This is a genomic window from Rhizobium indicum (assembly GCF_005862305.2).
Classification (GTDB): domain Bacteria; phylum Pseudomonadota; class Alphaproteobacteria; order Rhizobiales; family Rhizobiaceae; genus Rhizobium; species Rhizobium indicum.
In genome coordinates, this window is sequence record NZ_CP054022.1 from 188,173 (window position 1) to 200,773 (window position 12,601).

Sequence of the window (12,601 nt, forward strand, 5' to 3'; positions counted from 1 at the left end):
ATCCCTCTCGCAGGCGGGACGCATACAATCTACCGGTACTGCCCTTGCGCAGGCCGTTGCGAAACTTCTCCCCTTCGAAAGGAGAGAAGGATGCGACGTGGATGAGGGTTGGGCATAGTTGGCCGACGCGTTACGATCTATTGCCGCACGATGCCCGCATCCTTTATGACCTTTGACCACTTGTCGATATCAGCCTTCAGACGATCGCCGATTTCTTGCGGCGTGCTGGAACGGGCCTCGACGCCGAGATCCGCAAACCGCTTCTTGACGTCGGGGTCGCCAAGAACCTCGACGAGCGCCGTGTTCAGTTTGTTCACGACGGCCTGCGGTGTGCCGGCGGGAGCGAAGATACCGTTCCAGGACGTGACATCGAACCCTTTTACGCCTTCTTCCTGGGCCGTCGGAACGTCCGGCAAGAGGATAGAACGGGTGGAGCCAGATGATGCAATCGCAGCAGCCTGGTTCTGCTGGAGTGCCGCCTTTAGCGCCGTCTGGCTATCGATGATCAGGTCAAGCTCCCCACCGAGAAGGGCAACTTGAAGATCCGGCGTGCCCTTGTAGGGAACGATCGTGAGGTCCACTCCGGCCGTCGATTTGAAGAGTTCGGCCGCAAGGTTCTGGCTGCTCCCGACATTAATGGTCCCGACATTGAGCGCGCCCGGGTTTGCGCGGGCCGCTTCGAGAATATCCTTGAGGGACTTGAATTTGCCATCCGCCTTGGTCACGAATACGAAGTCGAAGTAGGCGAGGCTGGATACCGGAACGAAATCGGCGACGGGATCGAACTGCAGGTTTTTGAACAACGGAACGCTGATTGCGGTTCCGTTCGACAGCAGAGCGAGCGTATATCCGTCTGGCTCCCCATTCAGCGCCACCCGTGCGGCGACCGATCCTCCCGCGCCAGGCTGATTCAGGATGACGATCTGTTTCCCAAGCTTTTTGCCGAGAGAATCCGCGACGATGCGCGCAGTGATGTCGGCAATTCCACCAGGGCCGAACGGAATGACAAGACTGATCTCGCGGCTCGGATAGTCGTTCTCCTGCGCCGGTGCTTCCACCGCCATCGCGAGTATTAGAACGATCGCCGGGATTATCGATTTCATCAATGTTACGATCCGCCGGGATGGCGTGCTCACTTGTTGTCCTATGCTCATGTTCCTAATCTCCTCCTCTTGATAGATGTCGATGCACGCAGCGATGTCCGTACAACCGATGCATGAATGCGTTGCGCATCCAGATTGCCGCCCACCACCTGCGTGGGATGCGTCGCCCGGCCATTCCCGAAGGCGGGTTACCGCCAATAGAGCCGCATGGGATTTTCAACCAGCAGCTTGCGCTGAAGCTCCTCGGACGGCGCGATGCGCGGGATGATGTCCACCAGCGCGCCGTCGTCGGGCATGTGGTCCTTCATGTTCGGATGCGGCCAATCGGTGCCCCACAGGACACGCTCCGGGAAGCGCTCGACCAGCGTCCGCGCAAACGGAACGACGTCGTCGTAGTTCGGCGGACCTGATCGCGACAGTCGCTCCGGGCAGCTCACCTTGCTGACAACATTTTCATGCTCGGTCATGAAGCGGATAAAGCGGCCGAACTGCGGGCCATCGACAGGCTGGGAGACATCCGGCCGGCCCATGTGGTCGACGACGACGGTCGTCGGCAGCGAGGTGAAGAAGTCCCAGCGCTCCTCGAGATCGGCCGCCTCGAAATAGATCACCACCTGCCAGCCAAGCGGTGCGATACGGTCGATGATCGCACGATAATAGGCATCCGGTTTCGGGTCGACCAGGCGGCGAACGAAGTTGAAGCGCACGCCGCGCACCCCTGCGTCATGCAGTTCGGCGAGCTCCTCGTTCGTCACCGTGTCGCGCACCGTCGCTATCCCGCGAGCACGATCGCCAGCCGCATGCAGCGCATCGACCAGGGCACGATTGTCGGCGCCGTGGCATGTCGCCTGGACGATGACGTTGCGCTCGAACCCGAGAAAATCACGCAGGGAGAACAGTTGCTCTTTGCCGGCATCGCAGGGTGTGTATTTCCTCTCGGGCGCATAGGGAAACACATCCCCAGGCCCGAAGACATGGCAATGCGCATCCACTGCACCCGGCGGCGGAATGTAGCGCGGCTTGCTCGGGTCGGGATGATAGCGGAGCCAATCGGGATCCATCTGGAAATTTGCCATCACAGCCCCCGTGCCTTGAGCTGTGCATCGAGACGCGGATAGACGCGGCGCGCGTTGAGTTCGAACACCTTCCGCTTGTCCTCATCGGATATCGTCAGAGCTTCGATATAGCGCTTGGTGTCGTCGAAATAGTGACCCGTCTGCGGGTCGATCCCGCGCACTGCGCCAACCATTTCCGATCCGAACAGGATGTTTTCCACATCGATCACCTCGAACAACAGGTCGATGCCCGGCTGATGATAGACGCAGGTATCGAAATAGACGTTCTTCATCACGTGCTCGACCAGCGGCGGCCGCTTCAGCATGTCGGAGAGGCCACGATAACGGCCCCAGTGATAGGGAACGGCTCCGCCGCCATGCGGAATGATGAACCGCAGCGAGGGGAAATCCCCAAACAGGTCGCCCTCGACGAACTGCATGAAGGCAATGGTGTCTGCGGCAATGTAATAGGCGCCGGTCGCATGCATCGCACAATTGCAACTGCCGGAAACGTGGATCATCGCGGGAACGTCGAGTTCCACCATCTTTTCGAAGAAGGGGTACCAGGCGCGATCGGTGAGCGGCGGCGAATCGAACTTGCCGCCGGAGGGATCGGGATTGAGATTGCAGCCGACGAAGCCGAGCTCGTTGACGCAGCGCTCCAACTCATCGATCGCGTTGGCGATCGAGACCCCAGGGGATTGCGGCAGCTGGCAAACGCCCACGAAAGTCTCGGGATAGAGATCGATCACGCGCTTGATCAAATCGTTGGAACGGCGCGCCCAGACCTTTGCCACCAATTCTCCGCCGATATGCGGCGCCATCGCCGAAGCCCGAGGCGAGAAAATAGTCATGTCGGCGCCGCGCTCGCGCAGCAGGCGCAGCTGGTTGGCCTCGATGGTCTCGCGGATCTCATCGTCGGAAATGTCTGGATAGGCGGGATCGATATCGCCGCCCGATTTGATGGCAGCCTCCTGTCGTGCTCGCCATTCGCCATGGAGCGCCGGAGCGGTGGTGTAGTGACCGTGGCAGTCGATGATCATAGCTTTGAGGTTCCTGTAGCGGCAAAGATGCGTTCGCCTCGGCAGCCAATCCAGCCGATGAAGGGGAAGGCATGGGCAGCCAGCCGGCGGTGGCGCGGCTTGGCTCCTGGACCAGCATTCGCTCGAGGTCGCAGCCGGCGCGGGCGCCAGCCCCTACGGAAAGCCTCCGAAGGCTTTCCAAAACCGGTGAATGCGATCGTTTGGTGTTTGCTCATGCCCCGTTCTAACGAACCGGACGATGATCAGGCATATCGGAAGGGTTCACGCTCCATTGCTTTTCCTGAAGTCCACTGCGCACAAACCGTGCGGAAGATATCCGTGAATGCCGTTTGCAGCTGTGTCGGACGCCAGTCATCGCGCACCGTGAGGCCGATCTGGCGACGCAACGACAGCCCAGCGCCGGCGATTTCGCTGAGCAGGCCAGCACGCCGCTCGAACAGGAACTGGTCGCGCGACATCAGCGTCAACCAATCGTCCTCCAGCATCAGCCCGCGGACCACCAGAACCGAACCGCATTCGATGCGTAGCCGTGGCGGCTCATGGCCGTGCTCTGTGAACATCTCCTCCCACCGATGACGCACCGGCGCGCCCGTTGCGGCGATAACCCATGGGAAATCCAATAGCCTCGAGAAGGCAAATCCCGGCTTGGACAGCAGGGGATGTCCGGCGCGACCGACGATCACCGGATCATCGATGAACAGCGGTTCCTGAGCGATGTCCTTGACCGGCGGGGGGTCGCGCATTGCCCCGATCAGCAGATCCATCTCGCCTTCGCGAAGTCTGGCCAACAGTTCCACATATGGCCCCTCCACAACGTTCACCGACGCCATTGGATAGGCGCGAGCGAAACGAGCCAATGCTTGCGGCAACAGGATTGCACGCGCCAGCGGCATGGTGCCGACAGTGACACGTCCGGCGCCCTCCGACCGCAGTGCCTCCAATTCGTCGAACCCAGCCTCCAGCTCCGATTGCGCCAGACGGGCGAACCGCAGCAACACGGCGGCCGTCGCCGTCGGCTGAACGGTACGCCCCTGCCGGACGAGCAGCGGTACGCCCAGCAACTGCTCCAGATCGCGGCTCGCGCGATGCAATGCCGGTTCAGACAGGCCAATTCGCTTTGATGCCAGCGCAAAGCTGCCTGCTTGATCGACCGCGATCAGCGCGCGCAATTGTCCAAAAGTGATGCGCCGCTCGATATGGGGCAGCGGCGGCAAGCGGGCGCCACGTCGCACGCTTTGGCCGCCGCGCGCCACATAGGCGAGCGCGCGTTCGATGCGGGCCGTGATCAAGCGCCCCGCCTCGGTGCTGGTAACGCCGCTCGGCTGGCGATCGAATAGCACATGGCCAAGCTGCGCCTCGACCTTGGCAACGGCCTGGGTCAGAGCAGGCTGCGACAAATTCATGATGTGAGACGCGCTGCTGATGCTGCCCAGCCGCGCGGCGGCGGCGACGGCCTCGAGGTGGCGAAGGTTGAGTTCGCGGTGTGCAATCATCATCACACTTCAACACAGCTTATGACCGGTGCGCAAATCAAGTTTGCTTTGCGGCTCAATATTCCCTCCCTTAATTCCCAGCCAAGACAGGAGGGAGGATCGAGCATGCCCGATGTGATGACCAGATCGAACGCGCCGATACCGCCATCATTCACGGCCCGGCAGACGCCGGAGCGGCCATCGTCCACGATGTGCAGGGACGCACGGGACCGCTGGCCGGTTAGTTGCCGGCCGATCTTTGCGGGTGCCCGCATCGCTGCTTCCGCAGTCACCGTTTCGGGGCCGCCGGGCGCGCCAATTGAACGGTACAGTTGCCATTGAACAATTGAAAGATGGGACATCATGGCCAGGCGGCAGCTTGGGAGGAAATAAAACATGACGTATTTGGAGGCGAGTAAAACGATGACACCTGAAGGTGAGACGCAAAAACCGGCGGGCCGCTTCAGCCTCCTTGGCCAGTTGTGGTTTCAGGTGCTGGCAGGGACGCTGCTCGGCATCCTCCTCGGTCATTTCGCGCCCGCCACTGCGGTGGCGATGAAACCTTTCGGCGATGCCTTCATCAAAATGATCCGCATGATGATCGGGCCGATCATCTTCGTCACCGTTGTGCATGGTATCGCCGGCATGAACGACATGAAGAGCGTCGGGCGTGTCGCGCTGAAATCCATCATCTATTTCGAGGCGATCACGATCTTGGCGCTGATCTTTGGACTGATCGCAGTCGATCTGTGGCGTCCGGGCGAGGGCATGAACATCGACGCTGCCGCAATCGATACCGCATCGATCAAGACCTATCTCGCGACGGCGCACGATCAGTCCATTTCAAGCTATTTCCTTGACATCATCCCGGACACCTTCGCCAGCGCGCTGACGGAAGGACACGTTCTGCAGGTGCTGTTTATCTCTGTCCTGTTCGGTATCGCCATCGCCGCCATCGGAGAGCGCGGACGCCCGGTGTTCCAGGTGATCGAAAGCGCCTCGCAAGGGTTCTTCAAAATCATCGGCTACATCATGTACTTCGCGCCGCTCGGCGCCTTCGGCGCAATTGCCTTTACCGTCGGTCAGTTCGGCACCGCCTCGCTCTGGTCGCTGGGCGAGTTAATCATCGAGTTCTTCGTCGTCTGCGCACTGTTCACAACAATCGTCCTCGGCAGCGTCGCCCATTGGTGCGGTGTCAGCCTGTGGCGGCTGCTAGGCTATCTCTGGGATGAAATCGTCATCGTCGCTGCGACCACCTCGACCGAAACGGTGCTGCCGCGCCTCATCCAGAAGATGCGCAAGGCCGGCTGTGAGGAAAGTGTGGTCGGCTTCGTCATCCCGGCCGGCTATTCGTTCAATCTCGACGGCACATGCCTCTATCTGACCACCGTCGCGGTGTTCCTGGCACAGGCGACGAACACACATCTGACCTTCTGGCACGAACTCGGCCTGATCGCGGTGCTACTGCTCACCTCGAAGGGAGCGGCGGGCATCGCCGGAGCGGCCTTCGTTGTACTGGCGGCAACCCTGAACACCACCGGAACCATCCCGGTCGCCAGCATCGCGCTGATCCTCGGAATTCACCGCATCCTCGCCGAGGGGCTGACTTTTGTTAATCTGATCGGCAATGCGCTTGCCACCGTCGTGGTCGCCAAATGGGAGGGCAAGCTTGACGAGCAGCTACTGGCCACCACTATCGGCAACGGCCGCTTGCGCGCCAGGCACCAAATCCCCGCCGCTGCGTTGTGACATGGTGAAAGACTCAGCTCTGGTTTGCGATCTATCCTATTTGGAAACCGATGTGTCGCATGTTTCATGCTTTTGCGAGCGCAGGGCCAAGCGCGGTCGTCTTCGGTAAATCCGGCCGAGCGTAGCTTTAAATTCACAAAACACACAGCGCATCGACATAGAACGTTCGCTTTGGTAGCGACCACCGGCAAATCTCACCAAGGCGAACCGGCGGCCGGATCTGTGTGCTGCCGGCGGGAATACCGGGCTGAACTGCGACATCACTACGTCATCAGTCAAGCTGTTTGCCAACAGAACTGCGGAGAGCTTTTTTATTTCCGCGGCAAAACCTATCTACAAATTCTCGGCGGGATTGAGGACAACCGCCGATGCCGCCGAACGCATGGACAGGCCCGGAAAAGAACTTATCTTCGAGGGGCCTTCCTTTCTGGAAGCCTCGAACCGAACAGCACGGGCAACGATCCATGACCAAAGGCTCCGATCTTCTAGTGGCAGCGCTTGAGAACGAAGGTGTCGACCGCATTTTCGGCATCCCAGGCGAAGAGAATCTCGACGTCGTCGAATCCATCCGCAAGTCGTCGATTGAGCTCGTGCTCACCCGACACGAGCAGGCAGCAGCTTTCATGGCGGCGACCTATGGCCGCCTGACAGGAAAGCCCGGCGTCTGCCTGACGACGCTCGGGCCTGGTGCTCTTAACCTCTCGACGGGTGCCGCCTATGCCTTGCTCGGCGCGATGCCGATGGTGATGATCACAGGTCAGAAGGGGATCCTCTCGTCCCGCCAGGCGCGTTTCCAGGTGGTCGACGTCGTCGCGTCGATGAAGCCGCTCACCAAGCTCGCAAGGCAGATCGTGTCGCCGCAGATGATCCCGACGACGGTCAGGGAGGCGTTCCGCATCGCCCAGGAGGAAAGGCCGGGGCCGGTGCATCTGGAGCTTCCGGAAGATATCGCGGCCGAAGAATGCCAGGAGGTGGCGCTGATTGCGCCGCATCAGCTCGAACTGCCGACGGCAAGCGATGCGGCCCTCGATCGCGCCGCCGCTCTCATCGCCGCAGCCAAACGTCCGCTTCTGATGTTCGGGGCCGCCGCCGCCCGTCCCCGCTCGACCTCCGACATCGCGCAATTCGTGATCCGCACCCGCATTCCGTTCTTTACCACTCAGATGGGGAAGGGAACGGTTCCCGGCGGAACCGAACTTTATATGGGCACCGCCGCGCTGTCGGAGCGGGATTATGTCCACGAGGCCATCGAACAGGCTGACCTCATCATCACGATCGGCCATGACACGATCGAGAAGCCACCGTTCATCATGGGCAAGGGCGGCCCGAAGGTCGTTCATGTCGGATATCAGCCGGCGACCGTCGAGCAGGTCTACTTCCCGCAATCCGAAGTCATCGGCGACATCGGCCCTTCGCTGAAGGCGCTGGCGGATCGCCTCGAGGGCAAGCTGCCAAACGCGCAGGCGCTTCTTCATCTCCGGGAACGCATTCTCGAGCGCATCGCCGCGCGGGCGACGGAGGATCGCTTCACGCCACAGCGCCTGGTTCACGACATAAGAGAGGTGATGCCAAATGATGGCATCCTGGCGCTCGACAACGGCATGTACAAGATCTGGTTCGCCCGGAATTACCGCACGCGGATGGCAAACACGCTGCTGCTCGACAATGCTCTTGCAACGATGGGAGCGGGGTTGCCTTCGGCCATGGTTGCCTCGATGCTCTACCCGGAGCGGCGGGTCATGGCGATCTGCGGCGATGGCGGCTTCATGATGAATTCCCAGGAACTCGAGACGGCTGTCCGGCTGAAGCTCAACCTCGTCGTTCTTGTCATCGAGGACAATGCTTATGGGATGATCCGCTGGAAGCAGGCGGTGGACGAGTTCCCGGATTTCGGGATGACCTTCGGCAATCCCGACTTCGTGAAATATGCCGAATCCTACGGCGCCAAGGGAACCCGGGTCGACGATATCGGCCAGTTCAAACAGGTTCTCGAAGAGGCATTCTCCGGAGGCGGCGTCCATCTGGTGAACGTCCCGGTCGACTACTCGGAAAATGAACGCGTGCTGGTAAAGGAGCTTCGCGAACGGCTCCCCGCGATATTGGAGGCCTGAGATGCCGCCTGCCATGAAGGTCCACAGGCGTTCGACCGCGAGCCGCGGAATTGCCGGCAGACGACGCGGCACGATGGAACAGATGCCTACCTCCTTGAACGGCGACTGGGGAATATGATGTCGAGCATCACTCAAAATTAGACAAGCATTGGATAACAGCTTGTTCAGCCAGGATCGACTTGCCTCGCCTGTTGTCGGGAGGCATGGTCTGTCACGGAACAACGGAATCACGAAACTACGGACGAGAGGTCCTTGACCATGCTCGAAAGCTCGCAGCGCAGCGCAAACATGGCTGATTGATGTTTTCCTTCCTGCACAGTTCGGACCTTCATATTGGCAAGCGGTTTGGCAATCTTCCGGAGGATTTGAGAGGGCGCCTGCGCGAGGCGCGGCATGGCGTGATCGGGAGACTCGCCAGTGCGGCACGAGAGCATGGGGCTGGTGTCATCCTGCTCGCGGGCGACACCTTCGATACCGAGACGCCGACACCGGCCGTGCTTCGCCAAGCGCTTGGCGAGATGGCCCGGAATTCACCGCTGCGTTGGGTTCTGCTTCCGGGCAATCACGATTCACTGCTGGCGGACCAGCTCTGGAGTGCTGCGCGTGGCGTGGTGCCCGACAATGTCATCCTGGCGACGGAAGCGGCGCCCCTTCCGCTTGGACCTGATGTCATGCTGCTGCCGGCGCCTTGCACGACCAGGAGGCCGGGCCGCGACCTGACCGAATGGATGACGGGTGCCGCCACACCGGACGGCGCTATCCGCATCGGCCTCGCCCATGGCCCGATCCAGGAATTTTCGGAGGATGCCACGGCCACCAACGTGATTGCGCCGAACCGCGCGGCGCTGGCCGGCCTCGACTACATGGCGCTCGGCGATTGGCACGGATCGGTGGCGGTGGACGCCAGAACATATTATAGCGGCGCGCCCGAGCCGGACCGTTTCAAGCATGACCGGCCGGGGCAGGCGATGGTCGTTTCCATTGCCGGGCAGGGAGCGATGCCGACGACGACGGCAGCAGTGACCGCCAGCTTTTCCTGGCAGACATTGCAGCTTCCGCTGCTGGCATCGGAAGACGGTGTTGAAGCGCTGAAGGCGGCACTGCCGGAACCCTTCGCGCGGCGACAAACCCTGTTGCGCGTCGCGCTGTCCGGCCGTGCCCGATTGAACGGGCGCACGGCAATGACCAGCCTGCTGCAACAGGTCGCGCCGGAATTTGCGCATCTGGAGATCGATACGGAACTGCTGGGGACCGATTGCGAGAGCGATGATCTCGAGATCATCGACCGAGCCGGTGCGCTACGCGATACTGCGGATTTGCTGCTTGCCGAAAGCCTCGACCAATCCCGCTCGGGCGATGACAGGGGCGTGGCGCGCGAGGCGTTGATCCGCCTGTTTTCCTATTGCGAGGCGATTGATCGATGAAACTCAACGCTCTTCGCCTTCACAATGTCAAACGCTTCGCCGGCCGTGGCATAGCCATCGAGGGCATTACCGACGGCGTCAATGTGCTGAGCGCTGCCAACGAACACGGCAAATCGACCTGTTTCGAGGCGCTGCATGCGCTGTTCTTCCAGCCGCACGGCGGCACGCCAAAGAGCGTACAGATGCTGCGTCCCTATAGCAGTGGCAATCCGATCGTCGAGGCCGATATCACGATCGAAGCCGGCCGCTATCGCCTGACGAAGCAGTTCTATGGCGGACGGCGCGCCAGCGTCACCGATCTCGGCAGCGGCCGGCTCGTCGCCCAGGCCGACGAGGCCGAGGCTTTCATCGGCGATCTCATTTCCGGCGGAACTGCCGGCCCGGCAGGCCTGCTCTGGGTGCGCCAGGGCGTCACCGGCATCGAAAATCGTAGCAAGAGCGAGGAAGAAAACGACAAGCGGGTGCGCGAAAGCCTGTTGTCTTCGGTGCAGGGCGAGGTGGAGGCACTGACGGGCGGACGGCGCATGTCGGCGGTGCTCGAAGCCTGCGAGGATGAACTCAATCGCCTGGTCACCGCGACGCTCCGGCCAAAGACCGGAGGCCGCTTTGTCGCCGCGCTCGACGATCGTGACCGGCTGCAGGCGGAGGAGGCGCGGCTGGCCAAGGAGGTGGAGATGCTGCATGGCGCACTCGACCGCCGCCGCTCTGTGCAGGCGAGACTCAGCGAACTGGAAAATTCGGACGAAGAGGCGGGCCGGAAGGCGGCGATTGCCAATGCCGAGTCGGTGCTCGAGGCCGCTAAACTGCACGACAGGGAACTCAAGGCACTCGATGCCGAAGCTGCCCTGGCCGCCAGCCGTCGCGATGAGGCGCAGCAGGCATTCGACCGCTTCCACGCGGCATTGAACCGCAGTGACGAACTCGCGCGGCGTTTCGCCGTGACGGAAAAAGAGCTTTCAAATGCAGCCGAGCGACGCGCGGCATCGCTGGCCGAAAGCGAGGCAGCAACGGCGGAGGTTCAGGCAGCCGAAGAGGATGAGCGGGTAAACCGCGAATGGCTGGCCCGGCTGGAGGCAGCACTGCGTTCGCGCCATGCCGCAGAGCGGCTGGCGGAGGTTCGTCTGCATCTCGACCAGGCGGAAGCGGCGCGGCGGCAGATCGAGGACGCGGAGGCTGCACATGCATTGCTCGCCATTCCAGCCGATGCGATCGAACGGCTCGAAGCGTTGGATCTCAAGATCGTTGGCTTGCGTGCAGCAGCCGAAGTCGGTCTTCCCAGGCTCAGGATCGACTACCTGAAAGACGCCTCCGGCTCGGTGAGCATGGATCGCCAACCTTTGCCGGGGGGCGAGGACAAGAGCTTTGCCGGGGTGGCGAAACTCGACATAGCAGGCGTCGGTACGCTGACGATCCATTCCAGCCGGCAGGCAGAACAGGACGGGGCGCTCGAGACCGCGGAAGCCACGCGCCAAACATTGCTTGCCAGGCTCGGTGTCGATAGTTTGCGGGCGGCGCGACAGCGCGATATTGCCGCCCGGAACAAGCACGAGGAACTGGTGCGGGCACGGCAGCGGTTCGCCGACGTGGCTCCGAATGGTATCGACCAGCTTCACCTCGATGCCGCACGCTTTGCGGTACTCAGCCAGGGCCCAGTCGAACTCGACACCGACCCGGAGGAGGTGCGCGCCCGTCTCGCGGATGCGACGCAGCGTATCGACCTGGCGCGAAACCGGGCCCGGGAAGCGTCGATGATGCGCATGGAGGCCGGCGAGGCAATATTGCGTGCGCAGACGGAGCACGCCAAACTTGGTCAGGACCTCGAGGCCATCGTCGCGATCATCGGTCCCGAAGGCAGCCGAACGGAATTGCAACGGGACCTTGCGGCAAAGCTTTCCAGCGCCAAAGAACAATGCGACGCGGTTGAGCTCCGGGCCGGGCCTTTGCGCAGGGCCGGGCGGGACCTCGCCGGCGCGGAAGCCGCTCTTGCCAGGGCACGTTCGGTCGCCGACGCCGCAGCACGTGAAATTGCCAGGTTACGCGAAGAGCTTGCCGACCTCGGCGGTCAAATTCGTACCCGCTCAGACAGTGCGGTGGAAGAAAACTGGTTGGAAACTCGCGGTTTGCTTGACGCTGCGCGGGAACAGGTAAAGCGGTTCGAGGCGGAGGTCGCCGTCCTGGATCGCCTGCGCAAGGCGCTGACGGCGACGCGAGCAGCCGCGCGCGACCTCTATCTCAAGCCTGTCATGAGCGAACTCGCCCCGCTGGTCGGCCTGCTGTTCGACGACATCTCGATTACCTTCGACGGCGACACCTTGCTGCCGCAGATCGTGCGCCGCAACGGCCTGGACGAGGATGTCGATCGGCTGAGCGGCGGCATGCGGGAGCAGCTCTCGGTGCTGACCCGCCTTGCGTTCGCCCGGCTGCTCGCCCGCGACGGCCGGCCGGCGCCCGTCATCCTCGATGATGCGCTTGTTTATTCCGACGACGACCGGATCGAGCGGATGTTCGATGCGCTGCACCGCCAGTCACGCGACCAGCAGATCCTCGTCTTCTCCTGCCGCCAGCGCGCCTTCGCCAAGCTGGGCGGCAATGTGCTCACCATGCAGCCATGGCAGCCGGATTAGGGCGAGCGGTCGATCCTGTC

The 12,601-nt window shown here is 61.9% G+C and carries 9 protein-coding genes; 4 read left to right on the forward strand and 5 right to left on the reverse strand.

From position 1 onward, the window contains the following. Positions 1–137: 137 nt before the first annotated feature. The 5 genes from FFM53_RS25310 to FFM53_RS37050 all read right to left on the reverse strand — a co-directional run bounded on the left by FFM53_RS25310 (position 138) and on the right by FFM53_RS37050 (position 5,071). Positions 138–1,154, reverse strand: a complete 1,017-nt coding sequence (locus FFM53_RS25310; RefSeq protein ID WP_138333135.1) for a Bug family tripartite tricarboxylate transporter substrate binding protein — start codon at positions 1,152–1,154, stop codon at positions 138–140. 137 nt (positions 1,155–1,291) lie between these two features. Beyond that, on the reverse strand, positions 1,292–2,179 hold the full coding sequence (locus FFM53_RS25315) for an amidohydrolase family protein (RefSeq protein WP_138388981.1): 888 nt from the start codon (positions 2,177–2,179) through the stop codon (positions 1,292–1,294). Continuing rightward, a complete protein-coding gene (locus tag FFM53_RS25320; RefSeq protein ID WP_138333097.1) occupies positions 2,179–3,201 on the reverse strand; it encodes an amidohydrolase family protein in 1,023 nt (340 codons plus the stop codon). The genes FFM53_RS25315 and FFM53_RS25320 overlap by 1 nt, the downstream gene beginning before the upstream one ends. A gap of 242 nt (positions 3,202–3,443) precedes the next feature. Beyond that, the gene (locus FFM53_RS25325) at positions 3,444–4,694 is read right to left on the reverse strand and encodes a LysR family transcriptional regulator (RefSeq protein WP_138389003.1); all 1,251 of its coding nucleotides are present in this window, start codon (positions 4,692–4,694) and stop codon (positions 3,444–3,446) included. A 2-nt stretch (positions 4,695–4,696) separates the two neighbouring features. Continuing rightward, positions 4,697–5,071, reverse strand: a complete 375-nt coding sequence (locus FFM53_RS37050; RefSeq protein ID WP_138388980.1) for a hypothetical protein — start codon at positions 5,069–5,071, stop codon at positions 4,697–4,699. 25 nt (positions 5,072–5,096) lie between these two features. Between FFM53_RS37050 and dctA the strand changes: the two genes are divergently transcribed. The 4 genes from dctA to FFM53_RS25350 all read left to right on the forward strand — a co-directional run bounded on the left by dctA (position 5,097) and on the right by FFM53_RS25350 (position 12,581). After that, entirely contained in the window at positions 5,097–6,422 is a 1,326-nt protein-coding gene (gene dctA, locus FFM53_RS25335; protein ID WP_138388979.1) for a C4-dicarboxylate transporter DctA, read from the forward strand. Positions 6,423–6,886: 464 nt separating this feature from the next. Beyond that, positions 6,887–8,533, forward strand: a complete 1,647-nt coding sequence (locus tag FFM53_RS25340; protein WP_138388978.1) for an acetolactate synthase large subunit — start codon at positions 6,887–6,889, stop codon at positions 8,531–8,533. 299 nt (positions 8,534–8,832) lie between these two features. Then, complete coding sequence (locus tag FFM53_RS25345) at positions 8,833–9,957, forward strand: metallophosphoesterase family protein (RefSeq protein WP_138388977.1); 1,125 nt, start codon at positions 8,833–8,835, stop codon at positions 9,955–9,957. Then, positions 9,954–12,581 (forward strand): AAA family ATPase, encoded by a 2,628-nt coding sequence (locus tag FFM53_RS25350; RefSeq protein ID WP_138388976.1) that lies wholly within the window; start codon positions 9,954–9,956, stop codon positions 12,579–12,581. Before FFM53_RS25345 ends, FFM53_RS25350 begins: the two co-directional genes overlap by 4 nt. Positions 12,582–12,601 lie beyond the last annotated feature (20 nt).

Coding starts and splice junctions, on each gene's coding strand:
- FFM53_RS25320 (WP_138333097.1), bottom strand. CDS start 3,201: ATGATCATCGACTGCCACGGTCACTACACCACCGCTCCGGCGCTCCAT.
- FFM53_RS25325 (WP_138389003.1), bottom strand. CDS start 4,694: ATGATTGCACACCGCGAACTCAACCTTCGCCACCTCGAGGCCGTCGCC.
- FFM53_RS25315 (WP_138388981.1), bottom strand. CDS start 2,179: ATGGCAAATTTCCAGATGGATCCCGATTGGCTCCGCTATCATCCCGAC.
- FFM53_RS25310 (WP_138333135.1), bottom strand. CDS start 1,154: ATGAGCATAGGACAACAAGTGAGCACGCCATCCCGGCGGATCGTAACA.
- FFM53_RS37050 (WP_138388980.1), bottom strand. CDS start 5,071: ATGTTTTATTTCCTCCCAAGCTGCCGCCTGGCCATGATGTCCCATCTT.
- dctA (WP_138388979.1), top strand. CDS start 5,097: ATGACACCTGAAGGTGAGACGCAAAAACCGGCGGGCCGCTTCAGCCTC.
- FFM53_RS25350 (WP_138388976.1), top strand. CDS start 9,954: ATGAAACTCAACGCTCTTCGCCTTCACAATGTCAAACGCTTCGCCGGC.
- FFM53_RS25345 (WP_138388977.1), top strand. CDS start 8,833: ATGTTTTCCTTCCTGCACAGTTCGGACCTTCATATTGGCAAGCGGTTT.
- FFM53_RS25340 (WP_138388978.1), top strand. CDS start 6,887: ATGACCAAAGGCTCCGATCTTCTAGTGGCAGCGCTTGAGAACGAAGGT.